This window comes from Mammaliicoccus sp. G-M28, assembly GCF_022386595.1.
GTDB classification, from domain to species: domain Bacteria; phylum Bacillota; class Bacilli; order Staphylococcales; family Staphylococcaceae; genus Mammaliicoccus; species Mammaliicoccus fleurettii.
Genome location: NZ_JAJNIF010000005.1, coordinates 130,675 through 150,581, shown reverse-complemented (window position 1 = coordinate 150,581; position 19,907 = coordinate 130,675). Strand labels below are relative to the sequence as shown.

At 27.9% G+C, this 19,907-nt stretch carries 18 protein-coding genes; 3 read left to right on the top strand and 15 right to left on the bottom strand.

Going from position 1 to position 19,907, the window contains the following annotated elements:
• Positions 1-324: 324 nt before the first annotated feature.
• On the bottom strand, positions 325-1,473 hold the full coding sequence (norA, locus tag LQ609_RS07090) for a multidrug efflux MFS transporter NorA (RefSeq protein WP_107509747.1): 1,149 nt from the start codon (positions 1,471-1,473) through the stop codon (positions 325-327).
• A gap of 153 nt (positions 1,474-1,626) precedes the next feature.
• On the opposite strand from norA, the gene LQ609_RS07085 reads away from it, so the two are divergent.
• On the top strand, positions 1,627-2,442 hold the full coding sequence (locus tag LQ609_RS07085) for a MerR family transcriptional regulator (RefSeq protein WP_208144123.1): 816 nt from the start codon (positions 1,627-1,629) through the stop codon (positions 2,440-2,442).
• Positions 2,443-2,648: 206 nt separating this feature from the next.
• Here LQ609_RS07085 and LQ609_RS07080 read toward each other — a convergent pair whose 3' ends face one another.
• The 3 genes from LQ609_RS07080 to LQ609_RS07070 are packed head-to-tail and all read right to left on the bottom strand — an operon-like array spanning position 2,649 to position 4,564.
• On the bottom strand, positions 2,649-3,332 hold the full coding sequence (locus LQ609_RS07080) for a hypothetical protein (protein ID WP_239734514.1): 684 nt from the start codon (positions 3,330-3,332) through the stop codon (positions 2,649-2,651).
• Entirely contained in the window at positions 3,325-4,206 is an 882-nt protein-coding gene (locus LQ609_RS07075) for an ATP-binding cassette domain-containing protein (RefSeq protein ID WP_203154155.1), read from the bottom strand. The genes LQ609_RS07080 and LQ609_RS07075 overlap by 8 nt, the downstream gene beginning before the upstream one ends.
• The gene (locus tag LQ609_RS07070) at positions 4,193-4,564 is read right to left on the bottom strand and encodes a GntR family transcriptional regulator (protein ID WP_107509751.1); all 372 of its coding nucleotides are present in this window, start codon (positions 4,562-4,564) and stop codon (positions 4,193-4,195) included. The genes LQ609_RS07075 and LQ609_RS07070 overlap by 14 nt, the downstream gene beginning before the upstream one ends.
• A 242-nt stretch (positions 4,565-4,806) precedes the next feature.
• Between LQ609_RS07070 and LQ609_RS07065 the strand changes: the two genes are divergently transcribed.
• Positions 4,807-5,409, top strand: a complete 603-nt coding sequence (locus tag LQ609_RS07065) for a DJ-1/PfpI family protein (RefSeq protein WP_203154154.1) — start codon at positions 4,807-4,809, stop codon at positions 5,407-5,409.
• 41 nt (positions 5,410-5,450) lie between these two features.
• Positions 5,451-6,350, top strand: coding sequence for an Mph(C) family macrolide 2'-phosphotransferase (locus LQ609_RS07060; protein ID WP_239734513.1), 900 nt, complete (start codon positions 5,451-5,453; stop codon positions 6,348-6,350).
• A 42-nt stretch (positions 6,351-6,392) separates the two neighbouring features.
• Here LQ609_RS07060 and LQ609_RS07055 read toward each other — a convergent pair whose 3' ends face one another.
• The 11 genes from LQ609_RS07055 to wecB form a co-directional block, all read right to left on the bottom strand.
• Complete coding sequence (locus LQ609_RS07055; RefSeq protein ID WP_239734512.1) at positions 6,393-8,150, bottom strand: accessory Sec system protein Asp2; 1,758 nt, start codon at positions 8,148-8,150, stop codon at positions 6,393-6,395.
• 60 nt (positions 8,151-8,210) lie between these two features.
• Positions 8,211-10,526 (bottom strand): CDP-glycerol glycerophosphotransferase family protein, encoded by a 2,316-nt coding sequence (locus LQ609_RS07050; protein ID WP_078357973.1) that lies wholly within the window; start codon positions 10,524-10,526, stop codon positions 8,211-8,213.
• Positions 10,527-10,579: 53 nt separating this feature from the next.
• Positions 10,580-10,933, bottom strand: coding sequence for a hypothetical protein (locus LQ609_RS07045; RefSeq protein ID WP_078357972.1), 354 nt, complete (start codon positions 10,931-10,933; stop codon positions 10,580-10,582).
• 363 nt (positions 10,934-11,296) lie between these two features.
• Positions 11,297-12,157, bottom strand: coding sequence for an NAD-dependent epimerase/dehydratase family protein (locus LQ609_RS07040; RefSeq protein WP_239734511.1), 861 nt, complete (start codon positions 12,155-12,157; stop codon positions 11,297-11,299).
• Positions 12,157-12,714 carry a sugar transferase gene (locus LQ609_RS07035; RefSeq protein WP_239734510.1) on the bottom strand — a complete coding sequence of 186 codons (558 nt, stop codon included), beginning with the start codon at positions 12,712-12,714 and terminating at the stop codon, positions 12,157-12,159. Before LQ609_RS07035 ends, LQ609_RS07040 begins: the two co-directional genes overlap by 1 nt.
• 12 nt (positions 12,715-12,726) lie before the next feature.
• Entirely contained in the window at positions 12,727-13,932 is a 1,206-nt protein-coding gene (locus LQ609_RS07030) for a glycosyltransferase family 4 protein (protein ID WP_239734509.1), read from the bottom strand.
• 3 nt (positions 13,933-13,935) lie between these two features.
• Positions 13,936-15,189 (bottom strand): nucleotide sugar dehydrogenase, encoded by a 1,254-nt coding sequence (locus tag LQ609_RS07025; RefSeq protein WP_239734508.1) that lies wholly within the window; start codon positions 15,187-15,189, stop codon positions 13,936-13,938.
• Between the two features lie 11 nt (positions 15,190-15,200).
• Entirely contained in the window at positions 15,201-16,460 is a 1,260-nt protein-coding gene (locus LQ609_RS07020) for an O-antigen polymerase (protein WP_239734507.1), read from the bottom strand.
• Positions 16,461-17,639 (bottom strand): lipopolysaccharide biosynthesis protein, encoded by a 1,179-nt coding sequence (locus tag LQ609_RS07015; protein WP_078357966.1) that lies wholly within the window; start codon positions 17,637-17,639, stop codon positions 16,461-16,463.
• Positions 17,640-17,672: 33 nt separating this feature from the next.
• A complete protein-coding gene (locus LQ609_RS07010) occupies positions 17,673-18,782 on the bottom strand; it encodes a glycosyltransferase (RefSeq protein WP_078357965.1) in 1,110 nt (369 codons plus the stop codon).
• Positions 18,782-19,906 carry a non-hydrolyzing UDP-N-acetylglucosamine 2-epimerase gene (gene wecB / locus LQ609_RS07005; RefSeq protein WP_239734506.1) on the bottom strand — a complete coding sequence of 375 codons (1,125 nt, stop codon included), beginning with the start codon at positions 19,904-19,906 and terminating at the stop codon, positions 18,782-18,784. Before wecB ends, LQ609_RS07010 begins: the two co-directional genes overlap by 1 nt.
• Between the last annotated feature and the right edge of the window lies 1 nt (position 19,907).

The window sequence follows — 19,907 nt, the reverse complement described above, 5'->3', positions numbered from 1 at the left end:
TCTTGATAAATTCACGGACTCTATTTATCATGTTGGACCAGTCTTGCAATATTCAGCCATCCTATTTATCATGTTTGCCACGTCTTGCAATATTCAATCGCTCTATTTATCATGTTGGACCTGTCTTGATAAATTCACGGACTCTATTTATCATGTTGGACCAGTCTTGCAATATTCAGCCATCCTATTTATCATGTTTGCCACGTCTTGCAATGTTCGGAGCCTCTATGTTGCTAGTCGACCCTGTCTTGATAAATTCGAGTCACTTTATACCCTTTTCCAACCAAAAGAGATGAGACAATTTATTTGTCTCATCTCTAATTTTTAAAATTTCAATTTATCTGGTCTGTAAAATACAATAATTACTGATGCTACTAGGAAGAATGCCATTGCTATATACAATGGAAAATCTATACTAATATCAAATGCTGCGCCGGCTACTAAGGGTCCGATTAAGTTACCGACACTTGTTGCTGCCGAGTTTAATCCACCTGCTGTACCTTGATTATTACCGGCTAATTTTGAAAAGTAGTTCGTCATGGATGGTCTGATTAAATCAAATCCAATAAATATAATGAAACTTACTAGCATTACCGTTAAATATTTTGAAGCCATTAAGAATGCTCCTAAAACTAATATCGAATATATTAATGAGAATAATGTTAACTTAATTTCACCTATTTTTCCTACTAGCTTTTCAAATAAGAACAGCTGGAATATAACCCCTACTATTGCGCCACCTGTAATGGCGATAGATATATCTTTCGGTTCGAAACCTACTTTTTCTGCTGTATATAATGAGAACATGGTTTCTGTTGATGCTAAACCATATGAAAGTATGAGCATTATAATAACAGGTACTACAAACAATTTATATGGAAATGGTTCTTTAACTTTTTTCTTACGTGTCTCATGTGTTTCATCTTCATCACTAGCTTCTTTTAATAAGAATATCGAGAATAATAAAGCTATTATGCCTAGTCCACCTGCAAAATAAAAAGGCATTCTATGCGAAATTTCTGCTAAGAATCCTCCTACACCAGGTCCAACTATAAACCCTGTATTTATTACTGCTGACATATAACTAAAGTTCTTCGCTCTAGTCTCATGTGTTGATAAATCACCGATCATACCATTTACACCTGGCATGACAAACGCTGCACTAATCCCACCTAATACTCTTGATAATAAAAGTATTGAAAATGAATTACCTACCGCAAATATAAATTCTGAAATGGAGAATAATAGGAGGCCAATAATGATAATGATTTTTTTACCAAATTTATCTGCAAATCGTCCTCCAAATGGTGAAGCAATCATTTGGAATAATGCGAACACTGCTACAAGTACACCCAAATCTGTACCATTCAAATCTAAATCCTTTAAAAACGTTGGTAAAACTGGAATTACGATACTAATTCCTAAAAACATTAAAAATATATTAAAATATAAAACATTTAACTTACTCTTCATTTTAGACCTCCTTATTCAATACTTTCACAAATTTTATCTGATTTTCACTATATTCTAATCCATTTAGTTGGATTTTCATAACGTTATGCAATCTTTAATATATACAATTTATAGTGTATAGTAACTATACAGTCAATAGAAGGAGAACAATTTATGCAAAAAATTAATCAAATACCTATAAGTGAGTTTGCTAGCTTAACAAATGTTAGTCGTCAAACACTTATTTACTACGATAAAATCAATCTTTTTAAACCTGATTATAAAAATGAAATTGGCTATCGCTACTATTCTATAAAACAAATTGAACTGATTAGTGTGATCACATTACTAAAAGAATTAGGCATGCCACTAAAAGAAATCAAAGAATATACACAAAACAAATCACCAGAACACTTTTTAAATTTAATGTATCAACAGAAAAAGACGATTCAAGAACAGAAGAAACATTTAGAATATAATGAAATGATTATCAACGATAAAATTCAGCTCATTAAAGAAGCTATACAAACACCATTTGATGACATTACATTACAAGAAATCGAAGAAACAACATTTTATATAAGTGATAATATCGCAAATGCTTCAGAACTTGATTTTTTAATATCTATTAATCAATTTATTGTAGAACTTAAATCACATGGCCTATTCTCTAGCCAACCGATTGGCATTATATCCAATATGAAAGATATTTTAAATGGAGAATACAATAATTATAGTTACCTATATGTTAAAATTCCTAACTCTAAAAATCATTATACAAACACCATTACGTTAAAAGGTCAGTACTTAATTGGTTACCACCTAGGATTAGATAAAAATATAGAAGTAACGTACTCAAAAATGATGCAAAAAATAGAAGAAATGGATTTAAAAATCGGTAAATATGTCTATGAAGAATTTGTATTCGATTCAGTTATTAAAAATAATGAAAATGAATATATAACGAAAATAATGATTGAAGTGGAATAAAATATTTCCTCGGGCATCAGCATTTTACAAAATTGTTACCAATATCTATTTTTTATAAAATCTTACAATTTTCACAAAAAATAAAGCACTTTCGTTTAATTTAATTAATAAAATCAAATTAACGAGGTGCTTTATTTATAAGTTATATCATTCTTAAATAATACTACCACGAGTAACGTGCTTACTTCCTGTACTCGATTGTATTATTAAAATTTTAATTTAACATTTATGAGTATTGGATAAATTAATAATGCTAAAAGAATTCCGATAGCACCTAATATATGGAACATTTCATATATATGATGATATATCCATTTGAACAAAGGTGTGAAATCTCCAAGTACATACCATACAAAGACTATTACGCCTATTAAAAATAGTCCTATTAAAGTTGGAATGATACCAACACGATACATAATTGCACCGATGAAGAAACAAACACCAGCAATAAAAATAACTGATAAGATATCTATCCACATATTATCGAATCTATTGTTATGTTGTAGGAAATCTCCAACTCTCATTAATGTAACGTTACTATTTGCAATATTTGCAGTAAGTTCTAATAAGTAGCTAACGATTTCATGCACTGCTAACAAACATACAATAAATATAAAGTAGCTTAACCACAAACTGAAAATATATTGCTTTCTCGTAGAACCGAGTTGAACGGCTGATTTAAAAGGATCACCATACAAGAAAAATGGTAAGAATCCTAATATACCGTATATTGGTCCAGATAATAAAGGTTTGAAAGACTCAGTTGGTTCAACATAGAAGCCAATGATAAAATAAATTACAGCTAATGCTAAAAGTACGATACTAAATGTATAAAATTGTAATTTCAATTCTTTGCCTATTATAGAAAGCGAGCCTCTTACATCACCCATTATTAGCCTCCTTTGACATCGTTATATTGACTAAGTAATCTTGAATACTTGCTTTATCTACTTTAATATTCAACGCTTTACATTGTTTAATCAATTCTTCATTAAACGGTATATCTGCCATAATTTTATGCTGATTCATAATTGTAGATTGTTCAATTACTTCATTATTAGAAACAACTTGCTGAATATCTTCTAACTTACCAACCAATATTGCTCCTCTAGATTGAAAATATTCTATAGGTTCGTTTAATTTCACATGATGTTCAGAAATGACAACTAGTTTTTCACATATTTTTTCAATTTCTTTAATATGATGAGAAGCAATCAAGATATATCTTGGATCTGCTTCAAATGATTCTCTAAGTGCTTTAGTAAATACCTTTCTCATATAAGCATCTAAACCGTTTGTTGGCTCATCTAACATCGTAACTGGTGCATGACTTGCTAATCCAATTACAGACTGAACCATAGATTGCATACCTTTAGAAAAAGTCTTAATTTTTTTCTTTCTTGGTAACTCGAATAAATCAATTAAATAATCTGCTTCTTGTTGATCCCAATTATCGTTAAACATTGAAGCAAATTTCATAGCATCATTTACATTCCATGTCTTACCAAAGAAATGGTTTTCCCTTAAATATGTGATTTGCTTAGAAGCTGATACATTATTATATGGATTAAAATCTAAAATGGACACTTGTCCTGAATTCTGTTTTTCTTGACCTGACATGAGTTTCATTAACGTCGTCTTACCTGAACCATTACGTCCCCATAATCCGATAATCATAGGCTGGTCTTCTTGTAAATTTAAATCTTCCAGTACATATTCATCCTTGTACTTAAACGACATATTTCTAATATCAATGATTGTCATAGTCTTGAGCCACCCTTCTTATTAATTCTTCTTTGTTTATATTGAGTCTCTTCGCTTCTTTAACCATGTTCTGGATATAAGTGTTTGAGAAATCTTGCATTCGTGTATTTACAAGCTTGTCGCGCGCATCTTCAGCTATAAACACACCAATTCCTCTTCGCTTCGTCACGATGCCTTCATCCATCAACAAAGTAATACCCTTTTGAGCCGTCGCTCTATTGATATTATAAAAATTTGAAAGTTCTGTTGTGGAAGGTATTTGTTCACCTTCAGACAAAAGTCCTTCAACTAAATCATCTTTAATCATATCTGCAATTTGCAAAAATATAGGTGTATCATCATTTAATGTAGGTTTCATATTCATTCTCCTTATCCTATAACATGATTGGTTGATTAGTTGTGTAATCAACTATAATATCATTCATGTTATTTGTCAAACTTCTTCGGGGTATTTATCCTATTCATAACGTCATAACACCCATTATATCAGTATTTCAAGCGTATTAAATTTTTATAAATTAAAAATATATAGTTATCATTTGCATAACCACAGCATTTGTAGCAATCTAAAGTTAAACATAAACAAAAGGTGGCTAAATTATGAAAAGAGCATTAGTCTTACTTACAGAACAATACGCAGATTGGGAATTAAGCTATGTTGCAGCAGAACTATCTATGTCACATTCGTTTAAAATAGATACTGTATCGTTAGAAGAACCAACAGTCACATCCATCGGTCAAATAAAGACCATCATTGACTATACAATTGAGCAAATTTCAGAACCATATGACGCTTTAATCGTTATAGGCGGAAACAATTGGCCATCAATAGAAAGCGAGCAGCTTGTACAGCTCATTAAGTCATCATTAGACAAAGGCATCGTTGTCGGTGCAATATGTGGCGCAGTAGACTTCTTAGCAAGAAATAGCCTACTTTCAGGATTCAAGCATACAGGAAACGACTTAAACACATGGACAACAGACAATAACTTTAAACAATACACAAACTCAATAGACTTCGTAAATGAAGACAGCGTAATAGATAAGAATCTCGTTACAGCAAACGGATCAAGCGCAGTAGACTTTGCATTTAATGTCATTCAAGCATTAGGATTATTGGATGAAAGAGAAGCGGAAAAAAATAAATACTTCTATAAATCAGGATATGTAGCGTATAAATTGAAATACGGAGAAATTGGGTAGATTTGTGGAGTGAGTAAGGAGAAATAAAAGGAGCTAATCATATGACTCATCTAAATGATATTGTGAAAATCTCAAAACAATACGGACTAAATATTCAACCAGAAACAATTTCTTTAAATGAATCAGGGTTAGATTTTCAAGTTGCTTTCGGTGAAGACGAACATGGACAAAAATGGGTATTGAGAATACCAAGACGTGCAGATGTATATAAGCGTACCCATTCTGAAAAACAAATTGTAGACTTTCTACAAGAACATGTATCATTTGAAGTACCAAAATGGAAAGTACATGAAGAAGACCTTATCGCATATCCAATACTTCAAGGCATACCCGTAGCAACAATTGATCCTGAAATACAGAATTATGTATGGGAAATTGAGCACAAACCCATTCCCGATAATTTTGTAAACACATTAGCTGAAATACTTGTTGATTTACATGGTATACCAGAAAATATAATAACTAATAAACACATCTCTACAAAAACTATACACGAAATAAAAAGAGACTTTCAAAATAGAATGCATAAAGTCAAAGAGACGTATGGTGTATCAAGTGAAATTTGGAACAGGTGGCAAAGATGGATAGACAATGACGAACTCTGGCCAGAACATGCAACAATGATACATGGTGATTTACACCCAGGACATATAATGGTAGATAGCGAAGCAAACGTAACAGGACTGATAGACTGGACAGAAGCAACCCATTCTGATCCATCAATGGATTTCATGGGACATCATCGCGTATTCGGTGAAGAAGGTTTAGAACAACTCATAACTGCTTATAAAAAAGCAGGAGGAAACACATGGCCAAGAATGAAAGAGCATGTCATAGAACTCAATGCAGTCTTCCCACTATTTATCGCAGAATTTGCAATAGAGTCCGGAGAAGCGGCTTATGAAAGTATCGCAAAGAAAGAATTAGGTGTGGAAGAATAAAGGTAAAAAAAGAAAGCCTATCGGTTGTGATAGGCTTTCTTTTTATTTAATTAAACTATTGTTTAATAACATTTGATTTAAAATCATTAATTGTTCAGGTACAGTGTTTCTTGATACATCTGGATGACTTTTAATATGCTCATCTATTTTATTGATTTTCCTCAAATTATCTCCTTCAATTTTATTAATCTTATCAAAATTGAACGGGACATTTTCTGAACCAATTATATATTTTTCAGATTTACTCTTATTATATAAATTGTTATTTACTTGGTCAGTTATATCTTCTATTCTAATATCCTTTAAGAAATGTTCGTCCTTAATATTATACTCACCTAAACTTAATATAGGATCTACTGCTAAACACTGCAAGTCCATTTTAGAGCCATAATATAATGAACCTGTTCCACCTTTTGAAGCACCATAAAGTACAATATCTTCATCATTTAAACTTAATTCATTTTTAACTCTGTTTATAGCTTCAACAATATCTGACTCCATATTCGAATAATTAATAGTATTAATATAATGAGAACCATGAGAACAATTCAAATCCATTATTCTCATAGTATAAACATTTTTAACTAAACTTCGTTCAATTGTGTTAAAGAAAGTAGGAAACATTCTATCTGTCATTAAATAGTGATCGTATTTTTCTGCACTTGGCATACAAGTAAATATAACTAGTAGTTTATTTTTATTTTGACTATTATTTTTCTTTTTTTCTTTAGGTTCATCAAGTGTATAAAAAACATCTCCTTGTTTATACAAGTCTTGACGTTTCCATAATTCGTTTATAAATTCTCTTTTATATAAACGTGAGATTCCATTAGAATGATAATATAAAATATAGTCATTCTTCAGTAATTCTTTATATAAATTGTATATGTCTTTATCTCTTCTAGCCCGTTGTATTAAATTTTTATCAGATTGTAAAACAACCTCTACAACTTTAGTATTTAAAAGTTCATAAGATTCATTTAAATATATTCTTTGGATAGTTCTATTCTCACCAGAAAGACTAATATGCTCATTTTTTCTACTCGAAATCATTTTAACTAATTTATTTAAGAATGTATTATAGAATTTAGGCTCATAATGTAAATAATATGGTCCCCATAAATGATTTTTATCTAAATAGAAATCATTATCGGTCATATCTAGAACCGAAACCTTAAAATTGTTTATCACAAAATCATCTAAATGATTCCAAATTTTATTCATTTTTTCAAAATCTTGTGTAGCTATTCCCGTTTCTTTTCTGAGACTCGTTAAGGTTGTTCCATCTTCAAACTTATCTGAAAATCTTGCTTTAACCAATATAACTTCGCAGTTAGGTATCTCTCTTTTTATAAAATCAAAGAAAATTTCTAAATATTTTTCCCATACTTCAATATATTCATCATAATTTTCCAACAAGTTTAGTCTAGTTGCATCTTTTAATTCTGGTATATTTTTAAAGTTTGGATTATTAGTTATATATTCATTTTCATTAATTTTTAATAATCCAAATTTCACATCTGGATCCAAATCAAATATAAGATAGTCAGGTTGTTCATTTTTTAGTTTTTGTAAAAACTCTTTTGAAAATTCTTTATGCAATAAAGATTGAACATAAGAATTTTTTTCTACAAATTCTTTACTTACATTTAACTCTAATTGATTAGACATCAAACTAGGAATAGCAGTTTGATTTTGATGATCTATTATTTGTAAAAAATTTTTATAGTTAGGATTAAACTTAGTATTAAAATTATCTCGCGTAACGCACGAACCGATAGTTGCTATTTTAACAGACATTTTCTTCCCTTTCTTTCACTTATATTAACTAAATATTAATTATTCAGTTATAGTAGATATTTATTTTTCATCAAAAACAGTATCTAAAATCATTTTTGTAGATTCTTTACTATCGTAAGTTAATAATCTATTTGTCATCTTAGAGTAATTCATATATTCAAAATTAGTTAATTGTTGTGCTAGTCTTCTTTCATCCATATTAGCTATTGGGAAGCTACCTAATTCAAATATGTCAAAATAGAAACCAACTTTTTCGTTATAACTTTGTGTGTCTTCTTGAATTAATATAATTGGCTTGTTTAAATGTGCATAATCAAATATTGTAGATGAATAATCAGTAAGCATTGAATCTGATATTAAATATAATTCTTGTATATCAACAAATTCATTAAAGAAACAATGAATTCTTTTGTCTAAATTACTATATTTCCCTCTTAAGTGAGCTTCATTTGGATGTAGTTTAACAATAATTTCATATTCATCTGGTAAAAATCCTAATAATTTTTTCAGATTTATTGAAGATAGATTTTGTCTTTTTTCTTTTCTCCAAGTTGGACAGAATAAAATATATTTTTTATTTTTAACATTAGTAAAGAAGTATTTAGACATAATTCGTCTTTTTTCATCTTCATTATCATTCAATAAATATTCATTTCTTGGTGCCCCATATTCAAGAATTTTTAAATTACTATTATTTTTAGTCAGAAAAGCTGATTTAAATAACATTGTATTAACTAATGAAGAGGATAATAGATAGTCCCATTTTTGCATTCTTGGAAGAAAAGCATTAACTTGGTCATTTCTTTCTTTAACATCAGTTAAATCATTGACCATTCTCTTAAGAGGGAGTCCGTGCCAAGTTTGAATAAACACTTGATCATCATGTTTATACACTTTATCGAGTGTATTGCCATTTACAAATACATATTTACATTCTCTAAATATTTTAGAATAAGCTGTACTTCCAAATCTTATTGGAGTTACATCACAATTTCTTATTTCGATATCAACTAGAGAGTTTCTTGAACTAACAAAAACTTGTTTTTCTGGAAAATGTTCTCGTATATATAAGGCAATATATTTAGGATCACCACTGAAATTATTACCGTGGAAAGATTCAATAAATACTTTATTTGAAGATGGTACTATTTGGTTAAACATATCCATTTCATTTTTAACTTTTTTACTTAAATATTTGTTTTTTGCATAACCAAAAATTTTATCGTTTTGCATTATTTTATTCAGTACTGGTTTTTCTTTTAGCTTTTCATAGAGGTCCCTAAATTTATCTAGATTCTCATTTTTATTTTGATTTTTATTCTTAATTATTTTGTTATTAATAATTTTTTCTTTAGAATTATTTATACAATCTGTAGCGTTGTTTAAGAAGTCATCTGCATAATTACGATCTAAAAATTCCGCTTTTAATTTTTCAACATCTTCTACTCTATCTTTTTTAGTGTATTTTTCATTTATAAAATTAATTAAATTATTACAATCGATTTCAATATTTTTTTGCATAAACTTAATAGATCTAAAACTATTGTATATGTCATTTAAAACATCGTCTTTACCTGTGTAAATGAAAGCTTTATTACCTTCAGCAATCGATTCTAAAATTGAATATCCTAATGTTTCATATGGTGATGATGATACATAAATATATGTTAATGGTTCTTTCTTATTTATATGTACATTATTTTTTAATCCATAATACTTCACTAAATTATTGTATAATACTTCCGACGGTCCATAACCTTTAATATAAAGATTTATATCTTCATATCCTTTTACATTAACTATGCAATTCATTAATTTAATTACATAAGAAATATCCTTTATTTCATCTTCAAATCTAGCTTTAATCAGTAAATTACGTTTAGTATTTTTAGGTTCCAAACTTAGATTAATATGTGAAGCTTCCACGTATTGATTAAATACATAATTGACATCATATTTTTCTATAAAATCTTCTTTAATTTTGGCAGTACTTACTCTAAATGCATCTATAGCATCTGTAGCTAAATCTGCTTCATCAGAAATATAAGCTAATGGTCCATGTATTTCACCAATAATTTGAACTTTTTTATCAACTTGTTTAACATCCCTAGCAATATAGAAAAATGTTTCTCTCGTTAATATTAATTTGTCACAATCCCCTAATTCTTTTGCATCTATATATTTTTGGAACTCAAGATTATCATCTAATAAACCTTCATTAATCATAGTATTAAATAAATCACTTTGGTTATAATCTTTGAAATTATAATAAGTTACTTTATATCCAGATTTAACAAATGCTTTAATTAAATTAATATTACTTCTTGAAGTACCTCCCTTAGCAAAAAGGTTAAAACCTAATATTTTTACGTGCAATTTATACCCCTCCAATTAATAATTATAGAGATGAAAATGATATGTATATTTAACTACTCGGTTCCCGTATTATTTTTCAACCATACTGACTCTTCATAAGCATATACAGCTTCTTGATAATTATTACTTCTCGGTATGATTTCTTTATCAATTGCTTCATTATAAGCATTCATCTTAATCTGTTCATCTTTCTCGCTATATATAATTTCAGATAAATCTTTTTGAGTTTTAATATCTAATCCTTTTTCTTCTTTGTTCTGTTTTTTCTCTTGTTTCTTAGATGCTTGTTCTGTTTTTTCTTGTTTTGAATCTTTTTTATCTTCTTGCTTAGAATCAGTTGTTATCATGAAATAAGCAGAGAATATTGTAAGACAAAAAACTATAAATACAAGTATTATATTTTTCAAGGATTTACCTCTCCCTATTTTTTAATCAATATTCTTATTAAACTATATTTCTTTACTTTTGTAAAATTTATTTTTACAATTTTAATTAAAGTTTTACATTACTTAAAAATGAAAACAATTACATTATTAATATCAGTTGTTTCACTATATGTTTTATTTACATACTAATTACAAACAATATAAATACGCTAATAAAAATTAACAGAAAGAGTTATTCAAAAAAATTTATATGGGTTCTGAATTTGTTAGTTTGAATAGTTTTACGAAAAAATTAAAAAACCCTCTATATTTATAGAGAGTTTAATGTGGTCCTTGCTATTTTATGATTCTCACACTTTTAAAATTTGCTGGTACTTACTAAAATTACTTATTTAATGTTCGAACATAAGTTTCCGCTTCACTAATAAATTTATCAGTATAGTTTATTTCATCTATATCCTTTGAGTATGCTAAGTTTCCATATAATTTTTTGAAGATTGATATTTTACCAAATAACTTTAATAAACTGTTTGGTAATTTAATACTCACACTTTTCTTATTTTGCAATTCTCTCATTTTAAAAATTGCATGATTCGTATTTAAGTAATCATTATTTTGAGGGTGTAATATGCCTGAACCTTCATTCTCAATAAGTTCATTAATATAAATCTCAAGATTTTCAATATATATACTACTTCTTTGATTATCAATTCGAGGATATAGAGGTAAAATATTAGATAGTTTAATTAACTTACTAAAATTACCTGGTGCTGATTCACCATATATCATTGGTGGTCTTAAAACAGCTACCTTAAATGCATTTGATTGAATTTCATGTAACATTTCTTCTGCACGTAGTTTTGATATTCCATATGCAGTTGTTGGTTTAGTTAAAGTGTTATTATTTATAATAACTTCTTTCCCTACTTCGCCATCAAGTCCAAATACTGACATTGTACTAAAGAATATAAACTGATTAACGCCTTCGGTTTTAGCTTTTTCAGCTAGTTCTTTAGTTAAATGGTAATTTACATTCATATAATCTACCATAGTAGCATTTGGGTTATTATTATGTACAATTGCGGCTAAATGTATAACGACGTTATATTTACTAAAATCTAATGCTTTCCACTGATTTCCTCTAACATTAATTTGATCAACAACATGACCTTGTGCTTTTAAATAATCATTTAAACGATTTCCAACATATCCATTCTTACCAGTGATTAAAATTGTTTTTCCCATTAATGTTTCACACCTTCAGATGTTATCGTGTTTCTAATCGTTTTGTATATAATAAACATATCTAAAATGAAAGTTTGGTTTTCAACGTAGTATTTATCATATTGAACTTTTTGATCATCTGTAATATCATCTCTACCCATAACTTGTGCTAAGCCTGTTAATCCAGGTTTTACTGTATGTACATTTTCATTCGTTCTTTTAGCAATCAAATCATATTGATTATATAAAGCTGGTCTTGGACCAACTACAGACATATCGCCTTTAATAATATTAAATAACTGAGGCAATTCATCGATTGAAGTTCTTCTAATAAAACGTCCTGATTTAGTAATGTACATATTTGCATTAATTTTATCAGTTGCTACATCTGGTGTTTCAACTTTCATAGATCTAAATTTATAAATATTAAAGATTTCATTATTTATACCAGGTCGTTTTTGTTTAAAAACGATTGGACCTTTAGATTCTAGTTTAATAGCTATAGATGTAACGATTAATATTGGTGAAAAAATAAACACTGCATATAAAGAACTGCATATATCAAATAACTTTTTCATAATTCTCCACCTTTATTTCAGTAAATTATAATACTTTTCTGTACTTAATTCTCTTGTATAATTTTCTTTGTAAATTTTATATGCATTACTGCCCATTTGCTCAAAGTCTTTAGGACTATTATTTTCCACAAAGTTTATAATCGATTGAGAATCTTGATTATTGACATGAAGACCTGCATTATAAGATTTTATTTGTTTAACAATATCTGTTTCTTTATCCATAATTACGATAAGTGGCTTTCCAGCAGCTAAATATCCATAATTTTTACTTGGTACGCCTAGTCCAATACCCTCGGGTACGAGTGAAGCAATGCAACAATCTGCAATATTAAGTACATCAGAATAATCTGTTCCAGTAAGAAAATCATAAACAAAAGCATTCTCTATATTATTATTTTTAATAAAATTATCTACTATTTCTTTCTTCTTACCATGTCCACATAAAACAGTAGCTACTTCTTTGTTGTCTTTAACACCATTAAGAAATTGCATTATCGTTTCCATATCTTGAAGCTGTCCCATATTTCCACTATATAAAAGTATTTTATTATACTTACTTTTAATATCTTTAAAAGCATCATTATATACTGTGTCTTTACTTAATGTTTTTTCATCATACCAATTAGGTATAACATGAATATTATTTTTATTATTAGAAATTTTATTCTCTAATATATAATTTTTCATTTCAGTACCTAAGACAATAACATGCTCTGCATTTTTATAAACATGTTTATTAATATATTTCATTATCTTATCAATCATACTACCTGGTTTAGTAGCCCTTGTTTTAATTGCATTATCTGGTGCTATATCATACGCAACAAATGAATATTTCTTCTTAAATATTCTGTGTATCAAATCAGGTATAAAAGGTAGAATTGGAGGATTAGAATAAACTAAAATATGATCGTATTTCAACATTCTTGGCATATTAATTAAGAACATTGCAAATAGAGAGAAAAAGTTTATTAGTCTACCAATTTTTGACTTATTATTAAATTGAAAATATTTCAACCTTCTAATATTTATTCCATTATACTTTTCTTTTTTTAATGTTTTATGTGATTGAGAGTATTCATATGGCCAACCACACATAACATCTATTTTTATACCTTTATCTACTAAATCTTCAGCCATTTGTGTAGGTAACGTTGCTGATGAAACATATTCAGGATAAAAATACTGACAAAGGATTAATATCTTCTTGGTTTTCATATTTTAAACCTCTTTTGTACTATAAATGTTATTGAAATTGTAATATTTAATTTCTTCTGTATTTTCAACAATATTTTTAGTATCAAACACAATATTTTGCTTCATTGTGCCATTCACATAGTTAGCTAAATCTTTATACTCATTATGATCAGTTAGAACTAATGCTAAATCACTATTTTCAAGTGCTTTTGTGATATCATTTTCAACCCAGTCAAGTTGTACATGGCTATCTTGTGCAACAACTTCATATTTAGATTTCAATTTTAATTCATGATAAATATCTAATGCTGGAGATTCTCTTATATCATCTATATTCCCTTTATAAGTTAAACCAAGAACTGTTAATTTTTTACCTTGAATGGATTCCATAATACTATTCACTTTTTCAATTACATATTTAGGCATACTATTATTAATTCTACGTGCATTTGCAATTATTTCTGAATTCTCAGGGTCACTTGCGACAATGAAATATGGATCAACAGCTAAACAATGACCACCAACACCTGGGCCAGGTAAATGAATATTTACACGAGGGTGTTCATTTGCTAATTTAATGACATCTAACGCATTAATATTTAAATTATCACTAATTTTAACTAATTCATTCGCTAAAGCGATATTCACATCTCTGTATGTGTTTTCCATTAACTTAGACATCTCTGCAGTACTCGCTTTTGTTTCAAGTAATTTCCCTTGAACTAATCGCTTATATAATTCTATAGTTTTTTGAATACATGCTTCAGTAATACCACCAATAATTCTATTATTATGAATCATTTCATGAATAATTTTTCCAGGTAAAACTCTTTCAGGACAATGAGCAAGATAAATATCTTCACCAACAGTAAAACCAAATGATTCAATCATAGGTTGTACAATATCTTCCATTGTTCTAGGACCAATAGTTGACTCAACAATTATCGTATCACCTTTTTTAATAACATTTTTAAGTTTCATAACTGCATCTTTTAAATATGAAACATCACAACTATTATCCTCTAAATGAGGTGTCGGAACAGCAACAATATAATAATCAGAATGTTCTACTTCAGTTGCAGCTTTGAAATTTTTAGAATCAATTGTTTGTACTAATAATTCTTGTAGACCATTTTCTTCAATATGTAATTCTTTGTTATTCAATTTTTCTACTACAAATTTATTTACATCAATACCCGTAACATCTAAACCTTTTGATGCGAATAATAACGCTGTAGGTAAACCAATATAACCCAAGCCTATAACTGATAATTTCATTTGATTACTCCTTATATTTTAATTTTATATTTTGAAAAATGTAATATTAACAATAAAGGTAAAAACAAATATAAAGCCTCTTGAATATTAGTAGCCGTGTCTCCTCTAATTGAACCCATAATTATTTGTATCATTACTATAACTATCATTATTAAATTAATACTATTTCGTCCATCTGGATGATTAATTAAATGTTGACTGTAATTATCTGCAATACCACATATTACTCCGAAAATAACACTAACAAGAATAACTCCAACAATACCAAAATAAACATATGACTCACCCACTAGTCCTGGAGGAATAGACATTCCTTTATCAAAAGGTAAATTCATTTTATGAACTAATGCCTCAGAAAGTGCCTCAGGTTTATCTGGCCAAATGCTTCTTGGTATAAATATGAAGAAAGGTTTAAATAAAGTTAAAAAAGTTACTCTAATATCTTCTGTAAGGATAATTGCCGCTAATGAATAAGAATAAGTCACATCGGTTCCTATCGCTAAATAATTCAAATATTGATCATAATCCCCTTTTATTATTCCAATAAAATTGATGATTCCTTCTTTTATTCCCAATGTTCTAATACTCATTAGTAAAGGTAATCCAATAGAAATGGATATTATACTTAAAATACTAATTTTTGTTATGCTTGGTTGAATTCTTTTTCTATAGATAAAAAGTATAATTGCAGCTATAGTTGGATATATCAAAATTCGTCTACCAAATATAAAAAGTACTGCAAAAATTATCGCAAATAATAATATTATTAAATTCTTTATGGTTTGATGTTTATTATTTGAGTATAGGAGACTTAAATAAGATGTAAAAAGTAGACCCAATAGTATCGAAGCTTGCATCATTTTAATCCATGAATTTAATTCTAAAGTTGAACTAGTACCTGTAGTCACTACTTCAATGCCTAGTATAATAATTAGCAAAACAGATAAAACACAATATAAGAAATTAGCCCTTTTTAAAGTACCGTATTCAATTTTTTTAACCTTAGTTTTACTAAACCGTATTTTTCTTAATTGAAATGGTAGGTTACTTATAATAAAAACTATTAAACAAATTAAATATATTAAATTAAGTTTGTGATATGCAATGTCCCTTATAATATATCCGTATGAAAATTTTCTATCTATAAAAACTGGCAGTAATAGGCTAATAGAAAACATTACAATCCAAAATAAACTTATAAACCTAAAGTTATATTTGAATAAAAAATAGATATATGTTGCTGATATTAAAACAAATAGGAAAATAGTCATTTATTCATCTCCTAATTTTTTATTAATTGATATATAAATTAATAAATGTTTTAGTAAAGAAGACAAAACAAGCGCAATAGAAAATCCGATTATTCCAAAGTAATTCATCAATATTACACTTAATAATGTTAGTATAATCAGGCTTATTATATTTATACCTAGGTTCAAGTTAAATTTACTCTTAGCAATAATCTTCATTTGTAAAATTGCTGTAGTTGATAATAATATAACGCCAAGGTTTGATAGATATATTATGCCTTGAACATTTTCAAGATAATCAGGATATAGATTTTTTATGATTATATATGATACAAATGTAATGATAATGGATAATATTATTGATAATAGAATGATTAAAGAGAAGAATTTTAAAATATTTTTCTTGGGTAGAGAAGCTTTATTATCTACTTCATAACTTAATAACACTGTAACCATAGGATTTATAATTAAATTCGATAATTTCCCTACAATAGTAGAGATGAAAAATAATGGTACATATTTTGCTCCTAAAACTACTCCAATCAAAATTCTATCTGAATAATTTAATAGGTTTAAAATAATATTAGATCCTAGTAGTGAGCTAAAGTCTCTCATTTTTTCTTTATGTAGAAATTGAATTTTAAATTCCTTGAAATATTTCAAACTATATAAAATCATAAAAATAATTATTATTGCTTCAGATACAGATAATACTAGATATATATTTACTAGATTATAAGAAAGTAATAAAGAACCTATACCTAAGATTTCTGCACCTAAAATATTTATACACAGTATTTCTAAATATTTAAATTCTAATCTTAAATATACAAAAATATAACTTCTCACTAGTAATCCAGTTCCCCATAAATTTATAAGAATAATGTCACCTTTATCAATTTTCCATAGCAAAAGAAACGTCGTTGTAATCACAATATTTCCAATTACCAACATTATTAAAGTACTTAAATATTTATACTCTTTAATATTTTTATCATCTTTGTTAATTAACCTTATATTATTCAATGTATTCCCAAGTATTACTGCTAATATATTTACTAACGTTATTATTAATAAAAATTCACCAAAATCTTCACTTGTATTATTTCTCGAATAGATTGGGATAAGTATTAATTGCATTACTATTATAGGAATAACGGTCGCTAAAATATTAACTGTTATATCTTTTGTTTTTTTCATAATCTCCACTTTTCTTTAATACTTATTAACAGATTAAGATTTATATATTTCTATTAATTTCTTGCTTTCTTTTTGCCATGTTAATACTTCTGAAGCTTTAATTGCATTCTCTTTAAGTTCTTTATATAATTCTGGATTTTCTTTTAATTTAATAATTGCTTCGGCTATTTTTTTAGGTGTAACTTCATCTAATATAACTCCAAATTGATACTTACCATTTAGATAAATATGTTCTTTCACAGGAGATAAAATCACAGGCAATCCAGCATGTAAGCATTCAAAAATTTTGTTAGATACCGTATATTCAAAGTTAATAGAAGTTGGTTTAGTTAGTACAACACCTACGTCACTAGTGCTCATAGATTTCACTAATTGACTCATTTCAACAGGATCTTCTACATATACATTATTAATTTTTTCTTTAATTTTAGAACTTTTAAGTTCTTCTTCTAAATGGCCAAAACCTCTAATAATTAATTTTATATTTTCATCATTTATAAACTTCCCTGCTTTTAAAAACTCTTCATATCCTCTATTAGATACTAATTGTCCTTGGTATATAACTTCGAAATTATTATTTTTAATATCTTTTAGAACAATATCTTCTTTAATTGGCGCATTTGTTATTACTATCGGGTCTTTTTTATAACCTTGAGAAAGATAATAACCTTTAGCAGCGTTGCTTACAGTTATAAATGCATGTATGTTTTTAGTGAATTTCTTTTCTAACTTTTGAACAATTTTTGATAACATTGGTTTGCTATCAACAAACATATTTTTTGAATATATTTCGTGAGCATCGAATACTACTTTCGCTTTTTTATATCCACTAATTTTTACCATAAATAATACATCGAAATCATTTGCATGAATAATATCTGGTTTATACTTATAAATTGTTCTGATTACACAGTAACCAAATGTAGATCTTCTAAATATTTTCTGTATTATATTTTCATTTTCACTTGTCTTACCAAATAACTTGAAATTATATTTATATTTTTCTATTCTTTCTTTTGTAGCTAATTCATTATTTTTTCCTATTGCTAAATAATCTTTAGTTAAACTACTTATTGTATCTAACTGCTTTGTTACTCTAGGATCTGTAACAACATTACTTGAAACGATATTTAATATTCTCATTATTTCCCCCAAGTATTTCTATTAATAATCTCCGTATAACTTTGTATAATCTTCACTACTTTTTGAGAAACATTTGTATCTTTATAATCAATCGCATCAATCATTGGTTCATTATTGTTTTGCATTGCTCTTGCGAGTTCCACGGATTGAACTAAGTTATCATATTTAATTCCACCAACAATTACTGAACCTTTATCTAATACTTCTGGTCGCTCTGTAGATGTTCTAATTAGAACGCCTGGGAACTTAAGCATGGATGATTCTTCTGACAATGTTCCACTATCTGAAAGGACAACGAATGCGTTCTTTTGTAATGCATTGTAGTCAAAGAAACCAAATGGTTTCAGTTGTTTCACTAAAGGATGAAACTCAAATGATCTTTCTTCGATTTTTTTCCAGCTTCTAGGGTGTGTTGAATAAATTACTGGTAATTGGTATTTTTCTGCTATTTCATTAATGGCATTCATTAATGAATTAAAGTTATCTTCTATATCAATATTTTCTTCTCTGTGTGCTGAAACTAAGAAGTATTTGTTTGGTTCAAGATTTAGTGTTGTTAGTACATTACTTGTATTAATTTTATCTTCATATTGTTCTAAAACTTCTCGCATCGGTGAACCTGTTACGAAGATGTTCTCTTTTTTGAATCCTTCATCTAATAGGTATCTTCTACTATGTTCTGTATATGGTAGATTTACGTCACTAACGTGATCGACTATTTTTCTATTAATTTCTTCAGGTACATTTTGATCGAAACAACGGTTACCTGCTTCCATATGAAATACAGGTATTTTTAATCTTTTCGCCGATACTGCTGCCAAACAACTATTAGTATCTCCTAATATAAGAAGTGCATCAGGTTGTTCTTTAGCTAATACTTCATATGATTTAGCTATAATATTACCCATTGTTTCACCTAAATCTTTGCCTACGGCTTCTAAAAAGTGATTAGGTTCTCTTAATTCTAATTCTTCGAAAAACACTTGATTAAGAGTGTAATCATAGTTCTGTCCTGTATGTACTAATATTTGATTAAAATATTTATCACAAGCTTTGATAGTAGCTGATAATCTAATAATTTCTGGTCTTGTACCTACGATTGTCATTAATTTTAATTTATTCATT

What these genes read in the sequence shown, in the direction of transcription:
- norA (WP_107509747.1), bottom strand. Translation starts at nt 1,473, where the DNA reads ATGAAGAGTAAGTTAAATGTTTTATATTTTAATATATTTTTAATGTTT.
- LQ609_RS07085 (WP_208144123.1), top strand. Translation starts at nt 1,627, where the DNA reads ATGCAAAAAATTAATCAAATACCTATAAGTGAGTTTGCTAGCTTAACA.
- LQ609_RS07080 (WP_239734514.1), bottom strand. Translation starts at nt 3,332, where the DNA reads ATGGGTGATGTAAGAGGCTCGCTTTCTATAATAGGCAAAGAATTGAAA.
- LQ609_RS07075 (WP_203154155.1), bottom strand. Translation starts at nt 4,206, where the DNA reads ATGACAATCATTGATATTAGAAATATGTCGTTTAAGTACAAGGATGAA.
- LQ609_RS07070 (WP_107509751.1), bottom strand. Translation starts at nt 4,564, where the DNA reads ATGAAACCTACATTAAATGATGATACACCTATATTTTTGCAAATTGCA.
- LQ609_RS07065 (WP_203154154.1), top strand. Translation starts at nt 4,807, where the DNA reads ATGAAAAGAGCATTAGTCTTACTTACAGAACAATACGCAGATTGGGAA.
- LQ609_RS07060 (WP_239734513.1), top strand. Translation starts at nt 5,451, where the DNA reads ATGACTCATCTAAATGATATTGTGAAAATCTCAAAACAATACGGACTA.
- LQ609_RS07055 (WP_239734512.1), bottom strand. Translation starts at nt 8,150, where the DNA reads ATGTCTGTTAAAATAGCAACTATCGGTTCGTGCGTTACGCGAGATAAT.
- LQ609_RS07040 (WP_239734511.1), bottom strand. Translation starts at nt 12,157, where the DNA reads ATGGGAAAAACAATTTTAATCACTGGTAAGAATGGATATGTTGGAAAT.
- LQ609_RS07035 (WP_239734510.1), bottom strand. Translation starts at nt 12,714, where the DNA reads ATGAAAAAGTTATTTGATATATGCAGTTCTTTATATGCAGTGTTTATT.
- LQ609_RS07030 (WP_239734509.1), bottom strand. Translation starts at nt 13,932, where the DNA reads ATGAAAACCAAGAAGATATTAATCCTTTGTCAGTATTTTTATCCTGAA.
- LQ609_RS07025 (WP_239734508.1), bottom strand. Translation starts at nt 15,189, where the DNA reads ATGAAATTATCAGTTATAGGCTTGGGTTATATTGGTTTACCTACAGCG.
- LQ609_RS07020 (WP_239734507.1), bottom strand. Translation starts at nt 16,460, where the DNA reads ATGACTATTTTCCTATTTGTTTTAATATCAGCAACATATATCTATTTT.
- LQ609_RS07015 (WP_078357966.1), bottom strand. Translation starts at nt 17,639, where the DNA reads ATGAAAAAAACAAAAGATATAACAGTTAATATTTTAGCGACCGTTATT.
- LQ609_RS07010 (WP_078357965.1), bottom strand. Translation starts at nt 18,782, where the DNA reads ATGAGAATATTAAATATCGTTTCAAGTAATGTTGTTACAGATCCTAGA.
- wecB (WP_239734506.1), bottom strand. Translation starts at nt 19,906, where the DNA reads ATGAATAAATTAAAATTAATGACAATCGTAGGTACAAGACCAGAAATT.